This is a genomic window from Paenibacillus sanguinis 2301083 = DSM 16941 (assembly GCF_000374825.1).
Lineage (GTDB): Bacteria > Bacillota > Bacilli > Paenibacillales > Paenibacillaceae > Fontibacillus > Fontibacillus sanguinis.
Genome location: NZ_KB895387.1, coordinates 1 through 25,983, shown reverse-complemented (window position 1 = coordinate 25,983; position 25,983 = coordinate 1). Strand labels below are relative to the sequence as shown.

Genomic DNA, 25,983 nt, shown 5'->3' with positions numbered 1-25,983 from the left:
ATTTTGAGGAAAGCCTCAACACCCTGGCAGGCTACCCTTTGACTGAGCCAAGCAAAGCCCCTTTGACGAAATGCCGCTGTACGAAGGGATAAGCTAACAGCATCGGCACTGTGGCGATGACGATGACGGCCATCTTGATGGTTTGCGCTGGCGGGATGACATCTACAGAGGTATTATCCGCCTGCATTCCGCTAGAGACGATGACGATTTGCCGGAGCAATACTTGAATGGGCCATTTTAGCGAGTCGTTAATATAGAGAATGGCATTCATATAGGTGTTCCAGTAGGCCACGCCGTAAAATAAGGAAATCGTGGCGATGGAGGGTAAGGCCAAGGGCAACATAATTTTGAAAAATACACCGAAATCCGTACATCCATCCATCTTTGCTGATTCCTCCAGACTACCCGGAAGCGCCTGGAAGAAATTGCGCATTATGATCAGATTGAAGGCATTGATGGCCACAGGAATAATCATGGACCAATAGGAATCGATCAAGTGAACGCTCTTGACGACGAGAAAGGTCGGAATCATCCCGCCGCTGAACAGCATAGAGAATACAACCACGAAGTTGATAAAGTTCCTACCATATAAATAGGTTCGCGATAAGCCGTATGCCATCAGAGAGGTCAATATCATACTGACCACCGTGCCTGCCAGGGTAACGCCAATGGAAACTCCCAAGGCCTTGAAGATCGTAGGCGTAGAAAGAATATATTTGTAAGCATCCAGTGAGAAGGTAGTCGGGAACAGAATAAAGCGCTTGGCCACCATCTCCTGGGTGGAAGCGAAGGAACTGGCGATGACGTTAATAAAGGGAAGTAAACAGATGAGAGCAATGATGATCAGAAGAGTGCTGTTGACGATGGTAAAAATGCGGCTGCCGATAGTTGTTTTATTGCGTAAGGTGTGCGCCATGAAGTAATCCTCCTCCTAATCGGTTAACGTATCCAGCTTCACCATAGCAGGGGGCTGGAATTCCGTATATAATCCGTTTTTGAGGTGTTCCATAGGGGGACAATATGAAGGGGCGGAAGCCGATGCTCATTAGCTTAGCTCATAATCATAGATTAAGGTCTACAAGCTGCAAAACTGCGATAGAAGCCCAACTGAAATCGCTATCATTTAATGATTATATACGGAATAGGGACGGTGCCTTACGCTAGAGGTGCGAGTTACCCCACCACCTTTGAAGATGAAGGAGGTTACCCCGTGAAAGCATCAGGCACTGTCGTCATTGATCCAGAGCAACTACCCGTGAGGCCGGACCAGAAGCATAAAACATCGTCATTTCTGGCCGGAATACGGCGCAATAAACTGCTGTACCTTATGATTTTTCCGGGCGTCTTGTATTTCCTGGTCTTTAAGTATTTGCCTATGGGCGGCTTGATCATTGCCTTTCAGGATTATCAGCCTTTTCTCGGTATTACCGGCAGTCCGTGGGTAGGCTTCAAGCACTTTATTCGGCTGTTCACCGAGCCTACCTTCTTTATGCTCCTGCGCAACACACTGATCTTGTTCGCGCTTAACCTCATCTTTTTCTTTCCATTGCCGATTCTACTGGCTTTGATGCTAAATGAGGTGAGCCGCAAATGGTTCAAAAACATCATTCAGACGGTGATCTATATTCCCCACTTCATGTCCTGGGTCATCATCGTGTCCATTACTTATGTCTTTCTGACCTTGGACGGCGGCGTGCTAAATGAACTGATGGCCGCGGCAGGCTTGCCCAAGATCAGCTTTCTGACTTCGACGGAATGGCTGCGCACGGTGTACATCGGCCAAATTATTTGGAAAGAGCTCGGCTGGTCAACGATCATCTATTTGGCAGCGATTACCGTTGTAGACACGCAGCTTTATGAAGCTGCCGAGATGGATGGGGCAGGACGAGTCCGCAAGACCTGGCACGTTACACTGCCAGCGATTCGCCCGGTTATTATTACGCTCCTTATTCTGAAAATTGGCAGCACGCTGGACCTTGGCTTTGAGCATATGTACCTGCTGCTGAACTCGTTAAACCGCGAGGTGGCCGAGATTTTCGACACCTATATTTATACCGCCGGCTTGAAGAACGGACAGCTCAGCTTCAGTACAACTGTAGGCTTGTTCAAGGGCTTGGTAGGATTGCTTCTCGTCGTTGGCTCTAACAAGCTGGCAAAGAAGTTTGGCGAAGATGGAGTATATTGACCGGTTCGCTGCCAATTGAATTCTTGCTTCTGCCGGCCCTGGTTAGTGCAGGAGAGGAAGATATAGAAGAGTTGTGAATAAGTAGCCGGAGAGCCGATGTGGAGCTGAAACAGCGGAAGAGGTCACCTTTAAAGCCGGATTTTCACCTTGTCAGGTTCAGGTGTTTCCCAAAAATCCGGGTTTAACAGCGAGTGTAAGCCCACATCGGTCGCAGGCTCCTAATATTCACCACTTTTAAGAAGCTTGCCATAACAACGAAAAGGGGAGTTGAAACATGTCTGCTAGATGGTTGAGAACGGCTGTTGTTTTGCTCTGCGGTGCGCTGCTGTTATCCGCTTGCGGAGGAGGGACAGGAAGCAGGAGTTCCGCAGCCGGAGGGGGCAATGGGCAACCCGGGGGAGATGGCACTGCGGCAATTGACCTGAATCAGAAGGCTACGATTACCTGGCTAAATGTTCTGCATACGGCTTCTCCGCCATCAGGGCCGGTGCTGGAGCGAATTCAAGAATTGACCAATACGGAGATAAAATTCTCCTGGGTGCCGGATGCCTCTAAGGAAGAACGCATTAATACAGCGCTGGCTTCGGATTCATTATCAGACATTGTGACATTAACGATTCTCGACAATTCTTCTGTCCGCAATGCCCTGAAATCAGGCATGTTCTGGGAGGTGGAGCCTTACCTGGATGAATTTCCGAATTTGCAGGAGATTTCTGAGGACACGCGTCGTTCGGCTTCCATTGGAGGCAAGCTGTATGGAGTTCCGCTGCAAAAGGATTTGGCTCGCAACGGCGTAGTCATTCGCAAGGACTGGCTGGATCAGGTAGGGCTTGAGGTTCCGAAAACGATGGACGATCTGATGCAGGTAGCCAGGGCGTTTACGGAGCAGGACCCGGATGGGAACGGGGTTAAAGACACGACCGGGTTTGTGGACCGCAATGATCTCATTTATGGCGCATTCAAGACCTTGGGCTCCTACTTTGGCACACCAAATATTTGGCAGGTAAGTGAGGACGGCAAGATGACACCTGAATTCGAGACAGAGGGTTATCTCCAAACGCTGCACTTTATGAAGGAGTTGTATGATAACGGTTACATCAATCAAGATTTTGCCGTGACGGCGAAGATGGATCAGCAGGAGAAGTTTGCTCAAGGGAAGGCTGGCATTTATGTCGGAGCTTTGTTCGATAGCAAAAATCTGAGGAATTTGTCCAAAGGCATTCAGGATGATATGGAGCTGGTGCTGGTGAACGATATCACGGTGACGGGCGATGTCAGCGAGCGCGCCATCTGGGCGGCGAATAACGGAATTGGCGGCCTGCTGACCTTTCCCAAATCCGAGGTGAAGAACGAATCCGAACTCAAGCGAATCTTGAAATTCGTCAATGATTTGATGAATGAGGAAGTCTTTGCACTTATGACTTACGGTATTCAGGATGTGCACTATACGGTGGATGACGCTCAAGCGGTCACGATCATCGATACCGATGTATGGAAGCAGGAGGTGCAGCCGTTTGCGGCTTCCCGGCCAAAGGAGTTCGGCTTCCAGATTCATGATGCCGATCCGCTTAAGGTGGAGGCGGACAAACTTATCGCTGAGAATGCCAACTACGCCGTGCTCAATCCTGCCTATTCGCTGGAATCGGAGACCTTCAATACGCAGGGGTCAGAGCTGCAGAAGATCATTAACGATGCGACTTATCAATACATTCTTGGCAAGATTGATGAGGGTGGCTTTAAGGCTGCAGTAGAGAATTGGAAGAAGTCGGGTGGCAGCAAAATCATTAGTGAGTATGAAGCGCAATATCAGCAAATAGGGAGGGACTAAAGTTGACACAACAGACAGTTTATACAGCATGGGCCCATAAAATGGCCGAATCGGTAATGGAGCGTACACCGAAATTGTATGAGGATAAGGGGTACGGCGGGAAATGGTCTTATGATTACGGCGTTGTGCTTAAGGGCTTCGCGAGCTTGTGGCAGCAAACGGGGGATCCGCGCTATTTTCGCTATATTCAGGAGAATATGGATCACTTCATCGGGGAAAATGGCCGTATTCGGGGCTACCGCAAGGATGAATACAACATTGATCATATCAATAACGGCAAGCTGTTATTTTTGCTTCATCGAGAGACTGGAGAACAGAAATATCGGTTGGCTGCCGATCAACTGCGGGACCAATTACGAACGCATCCACGGACCTCGGAGGGAGCCTTCTGGCATAAGCAGATTTATCCCTATCAAATTTGGCTCGATGGACTTTATATGGGAGCGCCGTTTTATCTGGAGTATTTGCTAGAGTACGAGAAGGAGCAGGGACTGGAGGACGTAACCAAGCAGTTTCTGTTATGTGAGCGGCATACGCGCGATGATAAAAGCGGTCTATTTTACCATGCATGGGATGAGAAGCGTGTACAGCCTTGGTGTGATCCGCAGACGGGTCTGTCTCAGAATTTCTGGGGCAGATCGCTGGGCTGGCTGGTGATGGCTCTGGCCGATGTGCTGGAACTGCTGCCAGAGACACAGCCCGACTACGGAGAACTGAAGCGGATGTTCAATGAGCTGTTGGTTGCCCTGCGAAAAGTGCAGGATCCGGACAGCGGAGTGTGGTATCAGGTTTTGAATATGGGTGAACGCAAGGGGAATTATCTGGAGGCCTCGGCTTCGTCGATGATTGTCTATGCCCTGGCCAAGGGACAACGGTTGGGCTTGCTGGAAGGAAGCTGGGGCAATGTGTTGGATCATGCGTTCAGCGGTCTGATTGCTGAATTTGTACTGGAAACAAAAAAAGGTTGGCTGAATCTGAACAAAAATTGCCAGGTAGCCGGGTTGGGAGGCGCCGATCAGCGGGATGGCACGTACGCCTACTACCTTAGCGAGCCGATTATCGTTAATGATCAGAAAGGCCTCGGTGCATTTTTATTGGCCTGTGCGGAGGTTGAGGCTTTGAGGAAAGGGGAGACCGCCGATGCGTAACATTGTCGATTATGGGGCAAGAGCTGACGGGAGCAAGCTGTCCACCGCAGCGATTCAACAAGCGATCGATGAGACGGCTCAGGCAGGGGGTGGGACGGTATATGTCCCTTCCGGTACGTTCCTGACCGGCTCGCTGCGGTTGGCAAGTCATGTCGAGCTGCGGCTAAGCCCGGGAGCCGTGTTGTCCTTCAGCACCAATCCAGCGGACTATCCGGTTGTCTCTTCCCGCTGGGAGGGGGTAGACCGGCAGGTTTATGCTTCTTGTCTATACGGTGAGGACCTGGAGCAAGTCGCGATTACAGGCGGGGGGACGATTCGCGGGAATGGTCAGCCTTGGTGGGATAAGCATCGGAACGCTCCGGAGACGCTAGCTTTCCCCCGTCCCAAGCTGATCAGCTTCGACGGTTGCCGGAGGATTACGATTCGGGATGTTAATCTGGCCGATTCGCCGAGTTGGACGGTCAATCCGATTCGCTGCTCCGATGTGACCATCGACAACGTCTCCATCCTGAATCCCACCGATTCCCCGAATACGGACGGAATTAACCCGGAGTCCTGTCGCAATGTGCGCATCAGCAATTGCCATATTGACGTGGGCGATGACTGCATTGCCATAAAGGCGGGTACGGAGGATGCTTCGGAACGGGTAGCCTGCGAAAATATTTCGATTGTGAACTGTACGATGGTCCATGGACACGGTGGGGTAGTCATTGGGAGTGAGATGAGCGGCAGTATTCGGAACGTCACGATTAGCAACTGTGTGTTCCAGCACACGGACCGCGGCATTCGCTTGAAGTCAAGACGCGGTCGGGGGGGCGTAGTCGAGGATATTCGCATCAGCAACATTGTGATGGATAACGTCATTTGTCCGTTTATTCTAAAGCTGTATTATTTCTGCGGGCCGCGTGGCAAGGAGCGTTATGTATGGGATAAAAACCCGTATCCCATCACGGAGGAGACACCTTGCTTCCGGCGGGTTCACTTCAGCAATATCACGGCCCGGCGAGTGCAGGCCGCCGCCGGATTTATGTACGGATTGGCGGAACGCTATATTTCGGATATCACCTTCACGGATGTGGATATATCCATGGCGGAGCATCCCACTCCAGGAGTACCGGCCATGATGGCGGGGATTGAGGAAATGGCGGGACGGGGATTTTTTCTGGGCAATGTACGCGATGTCTCGTTTAACCGTGTCACGGTGGAGAATCATGTAGGCCCTGCTTTCTATGTCGAAAATGGGGAAGATGTGGAATTCCGCGACTGCGCATCGAAGCATACGAAGCAGCCGGAGAAATTGGTGGAGCAGGTTGAGGTTGCTCCTTCCGATGAGCGGGTTAGTCCAAATTAAGGGTGTGCGTCCATGAATTTGAGGGAGTCCTGTTCAAGAGAACGTAGGGAAGGAAGGGGCAGCGGATTTTCTTCCGATGGGGAGAGTCGGGACACAGCAGGCAAGCAACGTGAGCAGCTATGGCATCTGCTAGGCGATTTGCCGGAGGAAGGGGCACTTGCATCCCGCCTGCTGAAAAAAGAGCGACGAGACGGCTATGTGCTGGAGACCCTGTTGCTTGACTTGAACGGATTGGAGCCGGTTCCGGCTTATTTCGCCAAGCCGTTGAAGGGGAATGGTCCATTCCCGCTTGTGGTGGTCAACCATTCCCATGGGGGCAACTATACGCATGGTCGCAAGGAGTTATTGGAGGGAAGCTCTTATTTGCAGCAACCTCCCTATGTCGAGGTGTTGACGGAATTGGGTTGTGCCGTCTGCTGCATCGATATGTGGGGATTTCATGAGCGAGGCGGCAAGAGCGAGCATGAACTCGTCAAGGAGATGCTGTGGCAGGGACGTGTCCTGTGGGGGATGATGCTGTACGATAGCCGCCGGCTTATTGACTATGTTTGTACACGCGAGGATGTAGACCCGGCTCGCCTGGCGACGGTGGGGATGTCCATGGGCGGACTGATGGCCTGGTGGCTGGCTGCGCTTGATGAACGCATCGGAGTTGTGGTGGATCTATGCGGTCAGGTGGATGCGGCTACACTGGTGGCCAAGCGGGGACTGGATCACCACGGATTTTATTACTACGTTCCGGGGCTGCTGAAGCATTTTACGACACTGGAGATTCAGAATCTGATCACGCCGCGGCCCCGCATGAGCCTGACAGGCCTTCATGACCGTTTATGTCCGCCAGAAGGTGTAAGGCTGCTTGATCAAGGCTTGCGAGAGGCGTATGCGGCTGCGGGACATCCAGAGCGCTGGCAATCCATAATGACCGGCGGCGGTCATATGGAAACGGCCGAGATGCGAGCGGATTGGCTGGCGTTCTTGCGGCAACATCTGCTGGGCTAGCTAATTATGTTCGGGATTCTATCACCTGGGGGAGAAGGCGAAGAAATGAAGCTTTGGGTAGGGAAGCAAGCAGGCTGTGATACCTCGACCATTCAAGCGGCGGTGGATTTGGCGGAACGGCAGCCGATGGATAAGACGGCAATCATTTATATCCATCCTGGTGTGTATGAGGAGATGGTGCGAATTGATCGCTCAAATCTGGCTCTGATGGGTCTGGGTGAGGTTGTGATTCGCATGAATCGCCATGCGCTGGAGCTTAATGAAGCGGGGGAGGAAATCGGGACCTTCGCAACGCCCACTCTGTTTCTGGGAGGAAGTCGTTTAGTGCTGGATCATCTGACCGTTGAAAATACAGCCGGACCAGGGGAACGGGTGGGTCAAGCACTGGCGGTATATGCCCACTGCGATCTGGCAGTCTTTCGTCATTGCTGCTTCAAAGGGCAGCAGGACACCTTGTTCACCGGCCCACTGCCACCTTATCCACTGACCCGGGCCGCGTTCGGGGGGATGCCGCTAAGGGAGCATCATCAGCAGTACCGCCAGCTCTACGAGCAGTGTCGAATCGAGGGGAATGTCGATTTTATCTTTGGCGGGGCGACCGCTTATTTTGAGGGGTGCGAGATTCATAGCGTGGCCCGCATGAATCCGCTTAGTCCCGGTTATATTGCGGCGGCATCGACCTCGCCGGAGCAAGCGGCGGGATATGTGTTCTCCAGATGCCGCTTGAGCGCAGAGCCTGAAGTGGGCAAGGGCTCGGTGTTCCTGGGCCGGCCATGGCGGGAGCATGCGGCTACTGCATTTGTAAATTGCGAAATCGGGGAGCATATTCATCCGCAGGGCTGGGACCCTTGGGATGACTCAGGCCGGGAGAAGACGGTCCGCTATGGAGAGTACGGATTGGGGGCAAGGGCTGGCGGACTGCGGGTTAGTCGGGTAGCGTGGGCTGCTTGCTGCGAGCACGGGGAGGAGGCTTGGAGCAGGCAGCGCATTTTCGGGGAGGCAGAGCCGTTTTTCCAACATATCATCAGACTGGCTGAAAGGGGGTGGGAGTTTGAGGACCATGATTCAGAACCCGATTTTGCGGGGCTTTAATCCGGACCCGTGTGTTGTACGGGCTGGGGAAGTTTACTATATCGTGGTGTCTTCGTTTCAATGGCTGCCGGGAGTGCGTGTGTATCGCTCGGATAATTTAAGGGATTGGGAGCATTGCGCCGATGTATTGACTGACCAGGTTGATTTGAGAGGCAACCCCAAGGATTGCAGTGTATGGGCCCCTCAGCTTAGCTGGCATGACGGATTGTTTTATCTGGTCTATAGCGATGTCAAGAGTACCCGGCGGCCCTTCAAGGATGTATATAATTATCTGATTACAGCCCCTTCCATAAACGGGCCATGGTCAAAGCCGGTCTATTTGAATGGCAGTGGCTTTGATCCCTCTCTGTTCCATGATGATGACGGCCGCAAGTGGCTGCTTAACGAGATTTGGGATTATCGCATTCCGGAGAGCAACAAATCCAGTGGTATTGTGATGCAGGAGTATGATCCTCGCCAGGGGCGTTTGATTGGCACGCCTGTCAAAATATTCGATGGGACGGCATTGAAGAAGACGGAAGCCCCGCATATCTATAAGCGGAACGGATATTATTATTTGGTGACGGCCGAGGGGGGAACCGGCAGCGGACATGCGGTCACGGTTGCCCGTTCCCGGCAATTGGAAGGCCCCTACGAAGTGGACCCGCGCAATCCGATGCTGACTTCAAGGGATGACCCGGGGTTGCCGCTTCAATGTGCCGGTCACGGCAGCTTGGTGGAAACGCCCGGTGGAGAGTGGTATATGGCCCATCTATGCACACGTCCGGTGGCGGGCAAGTATGCCATTCTCGGCCGGGAGACGGCGTTGCAGCAGGTGGATTGGGATGATGAGGGCTGGCTGCGTCTGACCGCCGGGGGCAACAGCCCGCAGATGCTGGTTCCTCCACCTCGAGAGACTCTACTGACTGCTTGCTATGATGAGTCAGCCAGTGAGAGAGATGCCGCATTCGAGTTAGAGCGTCCTGCGCTGTCTTCTCGATTTGAGGAGAGGTTTGACGGCGAAGGCTTGCAGGCCGAATGGAACACGCTGCGAATTGTGCCAGACGAAAGCTGGTGTTCCTTGAAGAAGCGGCCTGGATATTTGCGGCTAACCGCCGGGGAATCTCCTCAGAGCTTGTTCCGGCATCATTTGCTGGCAATTCGCCAGCGGGATATGTATTTCCGCGCGGAGACTTGTCTGGAATATGAGCCAGATATTTATTTGCAAATGGCCGGGCTGCTGCTATATTTGAACGAAGATAATTACCTGTATGCGTATATCAGTCATGAGGAATCGCATGGCAAGGTGCTGCGTCTGCTGCGGTGCGCTGGAGATGAGGTCGTCCTGGAGCCGGATAAGCTAATGCTTCCGGATAAAGGTGCAGTGCATCTGGCTGTAGAGGTGCAGGGCACGGAAGCCCGGTTTTACTACCGGGCAGAAGAATCACAGAAGACGATGGCCCATTCCGCGGAAGCAAGCTGGCTGTCAGCCTTTGCTGCTCAGCCCATCAGCTTTCTGTCCGGGGGCTTTACGGGGAACTTTGTGGGCATAGCCGTCCATGACATGCAGACCCACCGAGGGAGCTATGCGGACTTCAACTATTTTCGTTATGAGGGATATGATCGATAAATGCTGATAGCTGTTGTATTCCATCGCTGTCCTTGGCTCAAACCGGGGACGGTTTTTTTGTTGCATTTTTTGAGTTGACGAGGCAATCATTAAGAGGTATATTGTTAAATGCTAAAATATTTAAGCATTAAACTAATTCAAGGTTTAACTAAGCAGGACAGCGACCGGCACGAAATGAGAAGGAGGGCTAGCTCATTGGCAAGAAGAGACGAGTTGTTTGAGGTGACCTCGACCTTCAGAACCTTGATCAAAACCATTACCCAGGAATGGAAGAAGCGTGGGGGGGAATACAATCTCAGCTTCCCGCAGTTCAAGATGCTGTACATGTTGGATACGATGGGTAAGCAAAAGGTATCGCAATTGGCGGAGGCGTTATGTTTGACATCAGCGGCCATTACTGGCATTACGGATCGTATGATCACGGATGGATACGTGCGGCGTGAGCGTTCGGAGCATGATCGGCGGGTGGTTCATATTTCTATTACCGAGAAGGGGAGGGAAGTGAATCGACAGGTCGGCGAGAAGCAGAATGAGATGTACGAGAAGGTATTTGATCAATTGCAGGAAGAGGATTTGCAGCATTTGCGCCGGATTTTCGACGTTATGCTCTCAAATATAGAAAACCAATCATAACGGAGATGAGAAACATTATGGAACACTTAACAATGAAACGTAAAGTTTCAATCATGATCGCGGTTATGGCTGCCATGTTTTTTGCGGCGATTAACCAGACGATTGTGAGCACGGCCATGCCGCGAATTATTTCAATTCTGGATGGCATGGATTATTACACTTGGACGATCAATATTTATTTGCTGACATCAACGATTGCCACGGTGCTGGTAGGGAAGCTGTCCGATATGTACGGACGGAAGCCATTCCTGCTCATCGGTATTTTGCTGTTTATGGCAGGGGCTTTCATGACCGGGACGTCCTCCAACGTATTTCAATTTATCGCGTATCGCGGGATTCAAGGGATTGGCGCCGGGATTATCCAGTCGAGCGCCTTCACCTCGGTAGGAGACCTATTCCCGCCGCGGGAGCGTGGTAAATGGATGGGCTTCATGACAGCGATCTTCGGCTTCTCCAGCGTGCTTGGTCCTACGCTCGGCGGTTATCTGGTTGACCATCTGGATTGGCATTGGTTGTTCTGGATTTTCCTGCCGTTGGGTATCGTAGCTTTTGTCATGATTATGATGTTATTTCCGAAGGTGGAGCGGGGCGGCTCCCAAAGCGTCGATTATTGGGGCTCTTTGCTTATGACCACCACGATTGTGCCATTATTGCTCGCCTTCTCGTGGGGGGGAACGACATATGCCTGGGGGTCGGTGCAGATCCTTGGCTTGCTGGCCGCTTCCGTACTATCCGGGCTTCTATTTATTTTTGCCGAATCCAAGGTAGACAATCCGATTTTGCCATTGCATTTGTTTAAAAACAGTGTAGTAACGATTTCCAATATTATCGGGTTTATTATGAACTTCGGGATGATGGGGGCACTGATCTACTTGTCATTCTTCGTCCAAGGTGTCTTGGGGATATCGCCGACTTATGCCGGATATGTCACAATGCCAATGTCTATTGTCATGGTTATTTCCAGTGCTGTGACGGGGCAATTGATTGCCAGGAAGGGTAAATACAAGCAATTCGCGCTGATCGGTGTGCCTATTATGGTAGCTGGTGTAGCAATTATGGTCTTTATGCACAATGTACCTATGGCTGTCCTTAGCATGATTGTATTTGGCTTTGGACTTGGCGTTGGTATGCCGGTCTTCTCATTGGCCACACAAAATGCGGTGCCGCATCAGGAGCTTGGCGTTGTGACGGCGTCCATGCAGTTATTCCGTAACCTGGGGGGGACAATTGGGATTGCTGTGATGGGGACGGTCATGTCCAATAACCTGGCGAAAAATTTGCAGGCTACGATGCAATCACCGTCGGCGCCGGATTTAAGCACCTTAGACCCGCAGGTATCCCAGCAGTTGGTGGCTTTTGCCAATCCGCAAACATTGATGAACAAGCCGTTAATTGAACAAACCCAGGCGAGTCTGCCAGCGGATGCGCAAGCGTTGTTCGCCCAGATGATTCAAGGGATTCGCGATGCCTTGGGCACCACGTTGTCCACCGTCTTCTTAACGGGAGCCTTGGTCCTGGTTGTTGCGTTCATCTTGGTCTTTTTCCTGAAGGAGTTGCCGCTGCGCTCTACTAATCAGGAGCCTACACCTCTTGTATCTAAAGAGCATAGCCAGGAAGGCACACAGGCAGAGCCGGTTACGCAACGCATGTAAACTTAAATGCGGAATATAATGAAGCGATTCGCGAGACGCTGGAATGGTATAAGCAGCCAGGCTAACGTTAAAGGACCGTTTTACTCCATGCTGGGTCAGGCATCGCCACCTTATTTCAGGGGGCGGTGCTTTTTCTTTTTCCCGTACAGGCACGACTGGGCCTCTGCCTACATAAAATGAACAGACCGCAGACAAATGCACATTTCTTCAGGAGGTGTCATCCTTGCCCGGACTGATCAGTACGATTGCTTTATTTATCAAACAGCTTACCTTGCTTGTCTCCTATGTCAAAAACAACGCTTTTCCCCAACCCCTCACTGAAGCTGAAGAAGCGCTTCATTTGCAGCGCATGGCTGAAGGCGACCCGGTTAGTCGCAACCTGTTGATCGAACATAATTTGAGATTAGTAGCTCATATTGTCAAGAAATTCGACAACACCGGCGAGGATCTGGAGGACTTGATCTCAATCGGTACGATTGGCCTGATTAAGGCGATCGAGAGTTTCCGACCGAACAAAGGTACGAAGCTGGCTACGTTTGCGGCGCGGTGTATCGAGAATGAAATCCTTATGCATTTAAGATCGTTGAAGAAGACTCGCAAGGACGTGTCCTTGCACGATCCCATCGGAACTGACAAAGAAGGTAATGAAATTACATTAATTGATATATTGGGTACGGAGGCCGATGAGGTTGTAGACCGGGTTCAGCTCAAGATGGAGAAGAGCAAGATTTATCGGAACCTGGACATTTTGGACGCGCGTGAGCAGGAAGTGATCAAGGGGCGTTTCGGGCTGGAGCATGGGGGAGAAGAACGGACCCAGCGCGAAATCGCCAAGGAGCTTGGCATCAGCCGCAGCTATGTGTCGCGTATAGAGAAAAGGGCGCTCATGAAGCTGTATCATGAGTTTTATAAGAAGAAGTAAATACAAGGATAGTTGTATACAAAACTTGTTCGTAATGATTAGTAGACTAGATTGACGGTGGTAATGATGTGTTTACCAAAGGTGATAAAATTTTGTCACCTTTGGTTTATAAGTGACCGTCCGTTGGAAGGTATAACTATGATTGAGATTGCCATAATATATTATAAATACAGCGCCTTTGTAGGCGTTATTTATTTTACCAATTGCTATAATATAGCATGTACATGAAACTGGCTTAAAAGGGACGGTCGGCTAATCTCCCGGAAGGGAGGTGATGCCTGTGGCGATTAAGGATGCTTTGACGATCATGATCAGCTTTGGGGCGCTTATAATTGCGCTGCTGACGCTGGTGGTGGCCATCGTCGTAGCGATTAGTCAACACACAAAGAAGTAGACCGCCCTCCGAGCTAAGGATGCGGTCTACTGATCCACCTTTGCACAGCCGACCGCTCTTTAAAAGCGGCAAGTGTACAGGGGAGTCGTGTGTTCAGCACGGCTCCATTTCTATTGTTATCATAGCACAGGCAAGGTTATACCTCAATGCGGAGCAAATTAATCTACGCATTATCCTAATCCTTCTTCGATTATTTAAAAGACAGTGGAGTATTCGGGGCCAAGATGGACTACAGAAAGGAGACGCACGGCTGAAAAATATGGTTATTGTGTTGTGGAAATGAGTCCTCAGATAGGAGGGGGGGTTCCTTGTGAATGACAGCCTTGTCTACAATTTAGGTAGAATATATATTGCTCCAAGTCAGCAAAACCAAGGGATTGGCTACCAGGTTATGACACTTATTTATAGAAAACAACTACCCTGAAGTGCAAAAATGGTGGTTGGATACTCCGAGCTGGAGCATAAGTAATCATTATTTTTATGAGAAATTGGGTTATGTCAAAGTTAAAGAAGAGCTTGGAATGTTTATTTACGAGAAAAGATCAGAATGAGAATGATAACTATAAGACAAAATATCAACGCAAAACACCTTCAAGGTTGTCGCCTATCTTGCGATAGGATGGCAACTCTTGAAGGTGTTTTAATTTGTTTCACGCTATGGGAGCAGTCGCTTTCTGAAATCTGGCCAGATAAACGGTTGGTTTGTTTTGGCTACAGTTCAAGCGTTGGCAAGGTGCCGTTCTCTGCGGGAAGCCGCTCTGTCGTTGAGCCGGCGAGAATGTAGCCAACCCGGATGGTCTGACCGGAGCTTACGCCAATGAGTGATAGCGGGAGGCCAATCTCAACTACCGAAGCGTTCTTGGCATACTGATCGGTTCCAAGTGTCGCTACCTGGTTCCAGGACCAGCTATTTCCTGTGCCGGTGTACGCATATAGCGTATTGTTTTCCAGCAAATAGTCTGCGCTGCTGTTGGGCCAGCCTGTGGCATTGTAGCCGGTTGCGTTGTTGTTGTCTGCATTAATATAAAACGCGCCGGAATCGGTCAAACCGCTGCCTTGCACCAGTAGGTGAAGGGTGGAATCAACCCGTGTTCCCTTTAGTGCGGAGATCAACGAGCTACCCGAAGCAAGGGCAGGGATGTCGTTCCAATCAGAGGCAGATCCGTCCACAACGATAGAAGTGTCACCTCCGCCGCCATCTCCGCCCCCATCGTTACCGCCATCGGATTCAGATGTGACGTTAATGGTACTCACAGGAAAGGCGCCATCGGCTGTACGGCCGGTATTGGCAAAATCTACGGCCGGGGTATTTGTTGCCGGGTCGAGAATGGCCAGTGCAACAGTGTAAGTACCTGCTGGCAGATTTGAAGGGATGGTGATAGAGTCTGTGTGTGAGTAAGCCCCTGTTTTCCAATCCTTGAGCTGAATGTCAGTGACAGCCCGGGCAACGACAGTAGAGCCGCTGCGTATCTGCAACTCAACCGGCCAGTTGAACGGGAAGTGCTGGAGGCCTTTGTTCTCTATGCTGAGCGATACCGACAATGGGGAGTCGCTGGCGGCTGAAGCATTATGCGTCACTTGCTTGACGACGAGATGATAGCCCATGCGTTTCTTGAGCGTATCTATATTGGCCTGATAGGGTCCGCCTACGGTGTAGGAGGCAGGAGAATTGGGGCCCAGCCAGCTTGGCTTGCTAAGCTCGGCTTGCCGCATCGTCTCTGTGAATCCGGCGCCACTCGTCAGACTCGCCTGAAGGCCGCCTGCACCCCCGTAAAATTCTCCAGCAGAGATGGCATGGTCCCAGAAGTTTGGATAAGCGGGCTGCAGCTGGCCAATGTCGTCCCAGTAACCATTTTGTGTGCCAGTATACCAGCCCCAGGAAGAATCGAAGCTGGGTTTGTCGCCAAATACATCATTGAACATGCCTAGTCTATGTGTGGAGGCTAGCTGTACACTTCGACGAATCATAACCTGGATGCGGTCGGATTTATTGGAAAAGGCATCGATATAGTGCTGAATAAATTGATCCGAAATGGCATTGGGTGGAAATACACCGGTGTAGTTCTGTTCATTATTGGGGCCGACATAGGGCCAGGTATGGAATTCACCCCAATGGCCTAGCGAGCCAATTTGGACAAAAGCAATGGGTGCATCTTGGGTATAATAACGGGCTGCAATGGCATCAAGCAGCACTTTATGGCGGGCGATCAAGATTGGCGAGCTGTAGTTAGGGGAAAAGCCGGTATTGTTGCCGGTTCCCATCCCCCCGGTATTGTCCTGATAAGCCGTGCCGGCTGTTCCTTCCTGCGTGAGCATTTCGTTATACAGCCAGTCGGGGATGTCGCGATGTGGCGCGCCGGTCGGATTGTCCAGCAACAGCCGGAAGACCACTCTCACCCCTTGACTCCGCCAATAATCAAACTTGAATTTGGCTTCAATGCCGTCCCAGTCGAAGACGCCTTTGGTGGGTTCGAGTTCTTTCCAGGTGACACCGGCATAGACCAGCTTGTGAGGTTGTGCGTACGGTCCGCCAGCAGCAGGAGGCGCCCAGCCCTTGAAGGGATTGTTAAGTGGGCTGTCCAGTTCGGCAGGGGTAAATGTTGCGGCCGAAGCTGCAGGGGCCAGACTGACCAGACTGCTTACGACCAGCACAAAAGCCAGCAGTAATCGTAGTCTGACTGATCTCTTGCCAGGCGATAAGTGAGGCGAGTCTTTCTGAATAATGGTGTTGATATTCATTAAGCACCTCCAGATAATTTGGCGCAAATTATTATTTTATTTTGCGCTCTTAACTAGAGATTATAGAGTAAAATTTAGATAATTCAAGCAGTATTTTTAATAAAATGGAATAAAATATATGGTTTGGCGCAATTTTTGTGAAATAATATGAAATATTTTGTTTTAATATTGCGCCAAAAAATATTATATATATCTCCAATATGCCTTGTTTATCATTCATAAAATGGATGATGAAGCTTTGATGTGATCAAGGCAAGAGGCTAAGCGCTCAAACACATCGCAGGCAAGCGGCTTGGTCAGAAGATGGCCTGTGGAACATATTTTGTGCATATAGGGAATACACTCTTCATGGAATGATCAGGATGGATCAGGAAAGAGGAGTGGTCAAGAATGCCGGAAAATCACAAATTCTCGATTCCCGAGCCGATTCGGGAGGATGGCAGCGGGGCTACAGACCCTGGGCCGCGAGATATTTGGCGTGACCTGGAGAATCCCGATATGCTGGTTCCCCCGGTAACGGATAACGGATTAGTGCCGAATTTAAAATTCTCCTTCTCCGATACTCATATGCAGCTTAATCATGGAGGTTGGTCCCGGGAAATCACGGCCAGGGAGCTGCCCATTGCAACTACGCTGGCTGGGGTAAACATGCGCCTGACTCCTGGAGGGGTTCGGGAGTTGCATTGGCATCAGCAGGCAGAATGGTCGTTTATGATCCAGGGGAAGGCGCGAATTACGGCGGTGGATCAGCTAGGACGGAATTTTATTGCTGATGTGGGTGTAGGAGATTTATGGTATTTCCCGCCCGGGCTTCCTCACTCCATACAGGGATTAGAGGAAGGCTGTGAATTCCTGCTGGTATTTGATGATGGGAACTTCTCCGACTTGAACACACTATCTATCTCAGATTGGTTTGCCCATACCCCAAAAGAGGTCTTATCCGCCAATTTTGGAGTTCCGGAGCGGGCGTTTGAGCATATTCCCTCCAAGCAGGTCTATATTTACCAGGATGCCATTCCCGGATCACTGGACAGCCAGAGGGTGACCTCTCCTTATGGAGAAATTCCTCTCAGCTTCAAGCATAGTCTGCTGGCGCAGAAGCCGATCATTACACCTGGCGGGAGTGTCCGCATTGCCGATTCGTCCAATTTTCCCATCTCGCGAACGATTGCGGCTGCTCTGGTGGAAATCAAGCCCGGTGCAATACGTGAGCTGCACTGGCATCCGAACAACGATGAATGGCAATATTATTTGTCGGGTCAGGGCCGCATGACCGCATTTGCCGGGGGAGGCACGGCGCGAACCTTCAATGTTCGGGCCGGGGATGTAGGGTATGTACCGTTTGCTTATGGACATTACATCCAGAATACCGGAGAGCAGAGCATCTGGTTCCTGGAAATATTCAAGAGCGACCGCTTTGCTGATGTCTCCCTCAACCAATGGATGGCGTTAACCCCACGTGAACTGGTTCAGGACAATTTGCATGTGGGACCGCTGCTGATGGATGCCTTGCGCAAGGAAAAATGGCCCGTAGTAAAATATGATATACCTGATGCTGCTCAGGTTAACGCCGGCGGTAATGAAGCACCTCCTCAACATCGTCCATCTGAATAGCCAGGAACCGGATGTCTTCCGGATTGGCACAGCGTGCTGCGATCTGCGGCAAATCAATGCCGATATAGACCGGGGTGCTATTTTGACTCATACTCAGTTCCTCTGGACCGTCGACGTAATTCGGCGGTTCTTCGTCTTCGCAGATAAGCAAATCCTCCAGCAAGACCGAGACTCCATACAAATCACCAAAGTCTTCGGCAGTGAAAGGCTCAAAAGGTCCAGCAACCGGAATATATACGGGCCTTGACCAATCCAATTCTCCCGCACTCCCCCGAATGATTAATTGCAACGGATGTGAGGCCTCTCCGTAAAAATCGCAAAATGCCGCTATACGCATGCTTAATGTCTCCTTTTCCCACCTAACTGGCGTTCCAATTGGGACAGCACCCGCTGGGTCTCCGGAGACCACTGGTGTTCGAGTTCCCTTCGCTTCGTATCCTGTGCGGCCGCCAACAGAGTGCCATGCAGCACTCGGCGCTGAATTTGATCGAGTCGCTGCTCAGCCAAACCTTCAGGAACATGGAACTGCTCCGCAATATAGGCGACGGCTTCATTACGGTAATCTGGCACCGGCAGCTTGGCGAACATGTAAAAGGGAATGGCAGCGTAAAGCACAAACTGTTCGGCTTCCGTTTCCTGAGCGTTTTTGAACAGAGCATGCATGCGCCGCTGGTCTCCCGCATGCCGCAGCACATGACATAACTCATGGAAGAAGATGACTCTGGCCTCAGCAGGATCGATGTGCTTGTTCAGGAAAATGACATTCTCCTCGTTGTCGGAGAATGAGGGATAATCCCCGGTGAGCACTTCAACACCAAAGGCTTCAGCAATACGTGAAATATCCAGATCCGCTGGCTTCAGGATGCCATGGCTCAGACATTTCGTATTGATCCACTGTTCCAGAAAGGTTTCTTGATAGTAGGTATACAACAATTCAACCACCTCATATAAGAATGTATGTTCGGTTCAATGGCCGAAATAAAAGCCCCTGGCCGGGGCCGTAATCACGACTTGCCGATTAGTTGGAACCATCCTCGTTCAGCAGCTTTTTTTTCTGCTCCCGATAGGCTTTAAGCGCGGCTTCCATCATGGCGATTTCATCTGCGGTGTAGGCTTCAGGCCCGCCAAAAAAGGATAAGCTCATCGCCTTGTCCGCGGCAGAGGCAGGATCGCTGGTACGTCCAAGCAAATAGTCGGCGCTTGTATCCAGAGCATCTACAATTTTACGCAGCACTTCGGGATCAGGCTTGCGGTCATTGGTCTCGTATCTGGACAATTGTACAATCGAAATATCCGCTTTGGCGGCCAAATCCTTTTGCGTAAGGTTATTTTGTTCTCGTAGGTGTTTGATCCGATCGCCTAACGTATGCATAGCTACTCCTCTTCTCTTCCGATATCTGAAAGCCTCATTAATAAATAAGGAGCTATCAATATCACCCGAACGATGACCACAAAAATATGGCCTCTCTTGCTAAAGTCTACATCACTTTATGTTCAAATATACTCTTTAAATCATTTTATCACATGTTGCCAAATTGGTAAAGGTGTTAGATGCAGTTGGATAATGCATTGTCGAATTGGTAATAAAATGGGTTGACATTACCGAAATGGCAATATATAATGAGATTATAGTTACCGAATCGGTAATATAAAAGATGTTTGATCCAGACAAGCTTTATTTTTAGGAACCAACAGAAAAGTGATTGTTGCCAAATTGACAATAGTATATATGAGGAGGGGTACAGTTGGGAAGAAGACGTGTACATGTATATCATGCCTTATTCAGTCCACTGCCAGTTGACGAGACAGCTACCCGGGCGGCCGTGGAGCTTCGTTTGGAGGAGGTGCGGCAATACCGGCAAATCGGGTTGATTCGTCAGGAGGCTTTTGTTACGGCCCAATACGAGCCGCGATATCATGGAGGAGGGGGAGTTAGCAACCCTACGGAACGATTGGCTATTATGAATGCGGACAAGGAAGCGGAATTGATTCGAAAGTCGGAACTACTTGAGCTGGCGATGGAGCGGCTCTCGGAGGATCAGCAGGAGGTGATTCAACGGAGCTATCTCAGCCGGGAAGGCGAATATGATTTTATCAGTTGTGGTGAGATGGGCATTAGCGATCGTACCTACCGCCGGATCAAAGCCAGTGCTATCCGTCTTTTGGCGGCAGCTATGGGTCTTGAGGTCTACGAGAAAGAAGATCGATCACGCACTGAGCAGAGGAAAGCAAAGCATGAAGTCGGCTGAGGCCGGCTTCGTCTTCTGTTTGGGTAGTGTTTGCTCTTCACTCTCACATTACCAATTTGCAAATCCTGTATTATGTTCAGATCTTGTGCAGAAACATCCGGAAATTGAGCGTTCTATAGCAGATTCCATAGTATGCGGGAGCGTTGGTCAAAAGTAATTCAACACTACAGCAAAAGGTGATCTTTTCATAACAGTCGAATTGTATAAGAATCGCTTATTCAAGCCATGTGGGGATGGAGAGGATCATGAAATGAGAATCATAATTATTGGTTCAAGTGGCTCCGGGAAGTCCACATACTCACGAAAACTCGGAGAAGAACTGAGATTGCCTGTTTATCATCTGGATGCTTATTATTGGAAGCCCGGATGGGTGGAGACTCCCAAAGAAGAGTGGATTAAATTTAATAAGCAATTAGTTATGAAAGAAGAATGGATCATAGACGGACATTATGGCAGCACCATGGATATTAGAGCTCACGCTGCCGATGCTATTATTTACTTTGATATGTCACCATGGATTACTACATATAGAGTATTAAAGCGCAGAATACAATATCATGGGAAGACTAGGCCTGATCTTAATGAGGGTTGCCCGGAGTCGATTGATTGGCCATTTATAAAATATGTTTGGAATTTTAGAAGAGATCATAGTTTGAATATCATGAACAGACTGGCGACATACTCAAAAGACACAAAAGTAATCATCATCAAGCGACCCAAGGAAGCAAAGAGATTGTTGAATGAAATAAGGAGTCAAGGGTTGCAGTATTTTGAAGAACTTGAAAGTGTTTTATAACACTATACGAGAGAGGTATCTTAGTAAAAAAAAGGCTCTCGCTCAAAACCAGTACTTGACAAAAAACATCTAAAGATCGGAGGGTCGTAGGATTCTGGAGAAACGAAGTGGTCGCCTTTGAGAATGGATTTCTACCTTATAAGGATTTATTGAATCAGAAAAATCTATGAACAACAGCGATTGGAAGAATTCTACGAACCCGCAGGGCCTCATCGTCCCATGTCAAGCACTGATTCCGGTGTTTAGCCGATAAATTTAAGTCATATATGTATTTCGCATTAGAGGGGATTGACCATTTAACCATTTTTGAATGATGGTCGCACATATCTTTTTTTACAAATAGAGGTGTTCCTTGCATGGATGGTTATAACGTCCATGACTTAAGGAGCGCCTCTTATTAGTTTTAAATTTATTTCAAGCTTTGTTAATCTGCAAAATCAAGCCTGTCCGGTTGCTGTCCGTTTGCTGTCCGCTGGATGGCCCTTCGCTCGGTTTCCAGGGTGTTAAATTGGTAGTGTAGGAAGCGAAGGCACGAGGGCTTGGTAACCTAAAGCAATTACGTTCTACGCTCCTATCATCAGTTCATTTCAAAAAAGCCGCTGTCATTCTTTAAAAGAATCGGCGGCTTTTGTCGTGGGAGGTCTTATTGGAATGCGAAATAAAAATAAAACGCCGCCGCTGGAATCCTTGGATGAATGGGTTCAGCCCTTGAAGTGCCAAGGCTGCATTTGGGGGCGGTTGGAGGGGACCAAGCAGTTTTGCGGCTTGCCGCGCTGTGTGCTTGATTTGGATGCAATGGAAAGGAGGTGATCATCATTGGCGAAGCGATAGATGGAGCCGCTCCATTAACTGTGGGGGATTCCTGGCTGGCGGCCCTTGCGGGCTGGTCAACACGTGTGCTTGGTCCGGAATGGAAGGTACATACCGTTCTATGGCCTGAAAACCTGGATGGGCCAGCGATGCTATGGAAGCTCATGGGGATGGAGGTCAGGCCCCTTGGTCCGGTATCCTTTGAGGTTCGCTGCCAAATGTCGGCATGGGTGCGGGGGCAGGATGCTCAGCAGGAGCAATCGGCCTTGGCCGGATTGCTTGAGGCGCTGGGCCTAGCAGTCAAAGTTCCGCTGGATGAAGCGAAACGTACTTATATGCGGATTGTGGAGCCAAAGCTGGCATGGCCAGTGGACCAGGCCGCGGAAGAGGCGGCCGCTTCCGGCCGGCTTAACGTTACGCTGGTGCGGCGGATGTCCGGGCCTGTGCAGGAAGCACCACTCATGCAATATGTACATTATCAATCGAAGATGAGGTGAAGAGAGTTGGCAACTCAGAAGGTAAAATTGCCGGCATCCCGGAATAAGGCGCCGGTGAATTCCGCAGCAACAGGCAAGCGCAAAAGCGCAAGCCCGCTGCCAAGTTATACGTATAGCGAGTTGTTAAATGCATCGGAAATGCTGCTTGGCGTCAAGCCGGAGGTGTTTGCTGGTGCAGCGGCAGGTTTGGAAGAGGAAAAGCTGCAGGTGGATGTAGCCAAGCGTTTAGTCAAACAATTTTTGGGAAGGAAGGTGCGTTAAGTATGGCAGGAGGAAGTTGGAGTTTAACGGATCAGCCGGTGTTGCCGGGGCTGTATATGAATTTTGTGAGTGCGGCAGGAAATGCGATTCAAGCGGGAGCGCGCGGGGTTGTGGTCGCTCCGGTCAAGGCCCATTGGGGGCCAGTGGGACAATTCGTGGAGGTGCCTAGTGAGGCGGCGATTCGCGAGCTGTTCTCGAATGATGCTTCGGAAGGGGCAACGGCGTTCACTACATTATATTTGACCTTGCTTAGTGGGCCAAAGAAGCTGCTGGCTTATCGATTGGCTGACAGTACAGCCGCCGCTGCGTCCTTGACGCTGGAGGATGAGGATGCTGCGGGTGCATTGGTGTTGAAGGCCAAGTATCCCGGCAAACGGGGGAACGCCTTCCGCGTGACGTTGCAGCCAAGCCTGACGGTTCCGGGCAGCAAGGAATTGAAGCTGTATGAAGGAACAGCGTTGCTGCGTACGTTTGCAGCAGGAGATGGCTCGACCGTCGCGGTGGCTGCGGCTATTAACGGAGATCCGGCCAATCAGTGGATTACGGCTGACGTGCTCGGCGCCGGGGTGCTGACGGATGTATCCGGAGCGGCTTTAACCGGCGGTGAAAGTGGCATTTCGGGAATTACTCATGCGGATTACACATCTGCTTTATCGGCTTTTGAGACTCAAGATTTTCATGTCCTGACACTTGATGGAGTTGCGGAGCCTGCATTGCACACTAGTGTTGTAGCATGGCTCAAGCGTGTTCGCGAGGAAGGCAAGGGAATTATTGCCGTGCTTGGCGGCTCAGCTAGCGATGATGTGGCAACGGATGCGGTTAGCAAAGCGGTAACGCGTAGCGCCGTGATCGATTATGAAGGCGTCGTTAATGTGGGGACAGGTGCTGTATTGAACGGAACCGCGTATTCATCTGCCCAGGTGGCTGCTTGGGTAGCAGGTCTCATTGCCGGTCAGCCGCTCAGGGGATCGACGACATATGCGGCTTCTCCCTTTAATGATGTAACCCGGCGCTGGACGCGTTCCGAGCAAGAAGAAGCGGTGAAGGGTGGAGTATTCCTGCTGGTGCATGACGGACGCCGAGTCAAGGTATTGCGCGGTGTGAACAGCTTGATCTCCCCACGCGAGGGACAAAACAAAGGCTGGAAGAAAATTCGCAAAATTCGTGTCATCGACCAGATTAATGCGGACCTGCAACGTACGGCCGAGGATGCCTACATCGGTAAGGTCAACAACACCGAGGAAGGCCGACTTGCGCTGATTGGCGCAGGCAAGCAGTATTTGCAAACACTTGCCGCAGAGAGTGTGATTGAAGGCACGGGCTTTGATGTGACGCTGGACCCGCGTTTTTATGGCACAGCACCACAAATTACGCCGGAAGATGATCAGGTCTTCTTGACCTGGACGGCGGACGACACGGATGTTATGGAACAAATTTTCGGCACGTTCTACGTGCAATAAAGAATAGGGAGGAACGAAAACAATGGCACAATTTCTTGATCCCGGCCGCGTGGTTATGGGGACGTTCGGCCAGATTTTTATTGAAGGGGCATGGCAGTCCAACTTGAACCACCTGGAAGCCAATGTGGAAGCAGAGAAGAAGGAGCTTAATCTGGTGGGCACGGACTACACGGTGTTCAAGCTGGGACGCAAAAAAGGCACCGGCACAATGAGCGGCTATAAGGTGACCTCGGACATGATCGCCCGCGGCTTCCAGAAATTTTCAATTATTCACAAGCTGGATGATCCCGAAGCCTACGGCTTCGAGCGCATTCAGTTGAACAATTGCATGGTGGACCGTATTCAGCTCGCGAATTGGACGGCAGGCGAAGAGATCGTGGAGGAAACGCCGTTTACATTTGAATCCTACGAATTGCTTGACCCGATTGTCGCTTCTTAATGTAGAAGAAGACCTGTTGGCAATGAGCATGGTTTAACAGAATAGGGACGTTATGGAGCAGGGATAGCAGCAGGGGAGCATGTGACTGCGGAGTAGGCATTAGATGAGGATGCCTAAAGAGTGGGTGTGAGGGATGACACGGTCGATGTACCACTCCGTCGAAAACTCTAAGCTCCCTCTGCCGTCTTGCTTCGTCTTTATTTATCGTATTTTCTGTCTGCCTGGAACATACGGGAATAGATGTGTTTAATAGACACTTTCCTTATGGCATAGAAGATGCTTCAATTCCAAAGTTGGAATTTCTGAAGTAAAAAGGAGGAATTGATCTTGAGTGAACATACATCCTACGATCCTGTAAATGAGCAGGAAATTCTGGACGGGCTGTTTGAGACAGCCGCTAATTTACCTGAGGAAACGGTCTTTATTGGCCGACTGGGTCTGCGCGTGACTTTACGGGGACTGACATCGAGCAAGGTGGACGCCATTCGTGAGCGTTGCACGATTCGCAAGACGACGAAAGGCCATATTACTGAAAAAATCGACAGTGAGCTGTTTAATGCGGTGCTGATTAAGGAAGCGACCTCTGCGCTCGAAGTGGTGAAGAAGGATTCCGCAGGGGAGACGGGAAGTGGCGTGAAGCTGAGCGGTTGGGGCGACGATCGTCTGGTCAGCCGCCTGAAGCTGTCCGGTGGTGAAGAGGCCGTACGCCGTTTGCTGCTTGCCGGTGAGTTAGACGCCGTAGGGGACAAGGTGCTGGAAATCTCCGGCTTCGGCGTGGATATTGAAGACGTAAAAAACTAATCGACTCCGGTGGCCAGACCACACTGCTGTTCCATATGTGGACACGGCATCATCTGCGCCCCGGAGCATATTGGTCATTGCCCAAGGGAGAGCGCCTGCTGCTGCGGGCCTTCACGGAGCGGGAGTTGGAACTGATGTGAATGGTGGAGTGCATAATGTGCTTCCGCTTGGTGGCTGGTATTGGGTTGTGGGATGAATTGAAGAGTGAGGCCTGCTGGATGCATTATAGGGAAATCTGGACCTCTGTCAAGAAAGTGGACACTCTTTAACCGACTCTTCTCTTATTGAACTGCGCAGCAAAACGAACCGGTGATAAATAGCCTAGTGAACCGTGGATCCGTTTGCGATTGTAGAAAAACTCAAGATAGCGGTAGATTTCATCGTAGGCTTGTTGCTTGGTCTTAAATCGCTTGCAATAAATCAGCTCTTTCTTCAGAATGCTATGAAAAGACTCTATACAAGCATTATCATAACAGTTGCCTTTGCGGCTCATGCTGGCCTTCA

General features: G+C 50.4%; 26 protein-coding genes. 20 read left to right on the top strand and 6 right to left on the bottom strand.

Features of this window, described 5'->3' with window-relative positions:
- Positions 1-31: 31 nt before the first annotated feature.
- Entirely contained in the window at positions 32-916 is an 885-nt protein-coding gene (locus C557_RS0117155) for a carbohydrate ABC transporter permease (RefSeq protein ID WP_018753121.1), read from the bottom strand.
- Between the two features lie 411 nt (positions 917-1,327).
- Here C557_RS0117155 and C557_RS0117150 point away from each other — a divergent pair, with 411 nt between their 5' ends.
- From C557_RS0117150 to C557_RS25030, 11 genes are all read left to right on the top strand, one after another.
- On the top strand, positions 1,328-2,185 hold the full coding sequence (locus tag C557_RS0117150) for an ABC transporter permease (RefSeq protein ID WP_240472979.1): 858 nt from the start codon (positions 1,328-1,330) through the stop codon (positions 2,183-2,185).
- 274 nt (positions 2,186-2,459) lie between these two features.
- A complete protein-coding gene (locus tag C557_RS0117140) occupies positions 2,460-4,013 on the top strand; it encodes an extracellular solute-binding protein (protein WP_018753119.1) in 1,554 nt (517 codons plus the stop codon).
- Between the two features lie 2 nt (positions 4,014-4,015).
- Positions 4,016-5,161 (top strand): glycoside hydrolase family 88/105 protein, encoded by a 1,146-nt coding sequence (locus tag C557_RS0117135; protein WP_018753118.1) that lies wholly within the window; start codon positions 4,016-4,018, stop codon positions 5,159-5,161.
- The gene (locus C557_RS0117130; protein ID WP_018753117.1) at positions 5,154-6,512 is read left to right on the top strand and encodes a glycoside hydrolase family 28 protein; all 1,359 of its coding nucleotides are present in this window, start codon (positions 5,154-5,156) and stop codon (positions 6,510-6,512) included. The genes C557_RS0117135 and C557_RS0117130 overlap by 8 nt, the downstream gene beginning before the upstream one ends.
- Positions 6,513-6,524: 12 nt before the next feature.
- Positions 6,525-7,511, top strand: coding sequence for a dienelactone hydrolase family protein (locus tag C557_RS0117125; protein WP_018753116.1), 987 nt, complete (start codon positions 6,525-6,527; stop codon positions 7,509-7,511).
- Between the two features lie 45 nt (positions 7,512-7,556).
- Positions 7,557-8,603, top strand: coding sequence for a pectinesterase family protein (locus tag C557_RS0117120; protein WP_018753115.1), 1,047 nt, complete (start codon positions 7,557-7,559; stop codon positions 8,601-8,603).
- Positions 8,572-10,212 carry a glycoside hydrolase family 43 protein gene (locus C557_RS0117115; RefSeq protein WP_018753114.1) on the top strand — a complete coding sequence of 547 codons (1,641 nt, stop codon included), beginning with the start codon at positions 8,572-8,574 and terminating at the stop codon, positions 10,210-10,212. Before C557_RS0117120 ends, C557_RS0117115 begins: the two co-directional genes overlap by 32 nt.
- A gap of 195 nt (positions 10,213-10,407) precedes the next feature.
- Complete coding sequence (locus tag C557_RS0117110; protein WP_018753113.1) at positions 10,408-10,845, top strand: MarR family winged helix-turn-helix transcriptional regulator; 438 nt, start codon at positions 10,408-10,410, stop codon at positions 10,843-10,845.
- 17 nt (positions 10,846-10,862) lie between these two features.
- Entirely contained in the window at positions 10,863-12,497 is a 1,635-nt protein-coding gene (locus C557_RS0117105; protein ID WP_040677227.1) for an MDR family MFS transporter, read from the top strand.
- 223 nt (positions 12,498-12,720) lie between these two features.
- The gene (sigK, locus tag C557_RS0117100) at positions 12,721-13,419 is read left to right on the top strand and encodes an RNA polymerase sporulation sigma factor SigK (RefSeq protein WP_018753111.1); all 699 of its coding nucleotides are present in this window, start codon (positions 12,721-12,723) and stop codon (positions 13,417-13,419) included.
- 280 nt (positions 13,420-13,699) lie between these two features.
- The gene (locus C557_RS25030; RefSeq protein WP_018753110.1) at positions 13,700-13,813 is read left to right on the top strand and encodes a putative holin-like toxin; all 114 of its coding nucleotides are present in this window, start codon (positions 13,700-13,702) and stop codon (positions 13,811-13,813) included.
- Positions 13,814-14,524: 711 nt separating this feature from the next.
- Here the strand turns inward: C557_RS25030 and C557_RS0117090 are convergent.
- Positions 14,525-16,552 (bottom strand): DUF4832 domain-containing protein, encoded by a 2,028-nt coding sequence (locus C557_RS0117090; RefSeq protein WP_018753109.1) that lies wholly within the window; start codon positions 16,550-16,552, stop codon positions 14,525-14,527.
- 390 nt (positions 16,553-16,942) lie between these two features.
- On the opposite strand from C557_RS0117090, the gene C557_RS0117085 reads away from it, so the two are divergent.
- On the top strand, positions 16,943-18,166 hold the full coding sequence (locus tag C557_RS0117085; RefSeq protein WP_018753108.1) for an oxalate decarboxylase family bicupin: 1,224 nt from the start codon (positions 16,943-16,945) through the stop codon (positions 18,164-18,166).
- Here the strand turns inward: C557_RS0117085 and C557_RS0117080 are convergent.
- The 3 genes from C557_RS0117080 to C557_RS0117070 all read right to left on the bottom strand — a co-directional run bounded on the left by C557_RS0117080 (position 18,117) and on the right by C557_RS0117070 (position 19,538).
- Positions 18,117-18,503, bottom strand: coding sequence for a hypothetical protein (locus C557_RS0117080; protein WP_018753107.1), 387 nt, complete (start codon positions 18,501-18,503; stop codon positions 18,117-18,119). The genes C557_RS0117085 and C557_RS0117080 overlap by 50 nt on opposite strands.
- 2 nt (positions 18,504-18,505) lie before the next feature.
- The gene (locus C557_RS0117075) at positions 18,506-19,096 is read right to left on the bottom strand and encodes an ImmA/IrrE family metallo-endopeptidase (protein WP_018753106.1); all 591 of its coding nucleotides are present in this window, start codon (positions 19,094-19,096) and stop codon (positions 18,506-18,508) included.
- A gap of 88 nt (positions 19,097-19,184) precedes the next feature.
- Complete coding sequence (locus C557_RS0117070; protein ID WP_018753105.1) at positions 19,185-19,538, bottom strand: helix-turn-helix domain-containing protein; 354 nt, start codon at positions 19,536-19,538, stop codon at positions 19,185-19,187.
- A gap of 373 nt (positions 19,539-19,911) precedes the next feature.
- On the opposite strand from C557_RS0117070, the gene C557_RS0117065 reads away from it, so the two are divergent.
- From C557_RS0117065 to C557_RS0117030, 8 genes are all read left to right on the top strand, one after another.
- Positions 19,912-20,415 (top strand): ArpU family phage packaging/lysis transcriptional regulator, encoded by a 504-nt coding sequence (locus tag C557_RS0117065; RefSeq protein ID WP_018753104.1) that lies wholly within the window; start codon positions 19,912-19,914, stop codon positions 20,413-20,415.
- A 250-nt stretch (positions 20,416-20,665) separates the two neighbouring features.
- Complete coding sequence (locus C557_RS0117060) at positions 20,666-21,211, top strand: DNA topology modulation protein (RefSeq protein WP_018753103.1); 546 nt, start codon at positions 20,666-20,668, stop codon at positions 21,209-21,211.
- Between the two features lie 651 nt (positions 21,212-21,862).
- A complete protein-coding gene (locus C557_RS25025) occupies positions 21,863-22,021 on the top strand; it encodes a hypothetical protein (protein WP_018753102.1) in 159 nt (52 codons plus the stop codon).
- On the top strand, positions 22,018-22,518 hold the full coding sequence (locus C557_RS0117050) for a hypothetical protein (RefSeq protein ID WP_018753101.1): 501 nt from the start codon (positions 22,018-22,020) through the stop codon (positions 22,516-22,518). The genes C557_RS25025 and C557_RS0117050 overlap by 4 nt, the downstream gene beginning before the upstream one ends.
- A 6-nt stretch (positions 22,519-22,524) precedes the next feature.
- Positions 22,525-22,779 carry a YqzN/YkzM domain-containing protein gene (locus tag C557_RS23710; protein WP_018753100.1) on the top strand — a complete coding sequence of 85 codons (255 nt, stop codon included), beginning with the start codon at positions 22,525-22,527 and terminating at the stop codon, positions 22,777-22,779.
- A gap of 2 nt (positions 22,780-22,781) precedes the next feature.
- Entirely contained in the window at positions 22,782-24,239 is a 1,458-nt protein-coding gene (locus C557_RS0117040; RefSeq protein WP_018753099.1) for a phage tail sheath family protein, read from the top strand.
- 22 nt (positions 24,240-24,261) lie between these two features.
- Entirely contained in the window at positions 24,262-24,678 is a 417-nt protein-coding gene (locus tag C557_RS0117035) for a phage tail tube protein (protein ID WP_018753098.1), read from the top strand.
- Positions 24,679-25,005: 327 nt separating this feature from the next.
- Entirely contained in the window at positions 25,006-25,479 is a 474-nt protein-coding gene (locus tag C557_RS0117030) for a phage tail assembly chaperone (RefSeq protein WP_018753097.1), read from the top strand.
- 265 nt (positions 25,480-25,744) lie between these two features.
- Here C557_RS0117030 and C557_RS23705 read toward each other — a convergent pair.
- On the bottom strand, positions 25,745-25,983 hold a 239-nt coding region (locus C557_RS23705; RefSeq protein WP_018749752.1), incomplete at its 5' end, for an integrase core domain-containing protein.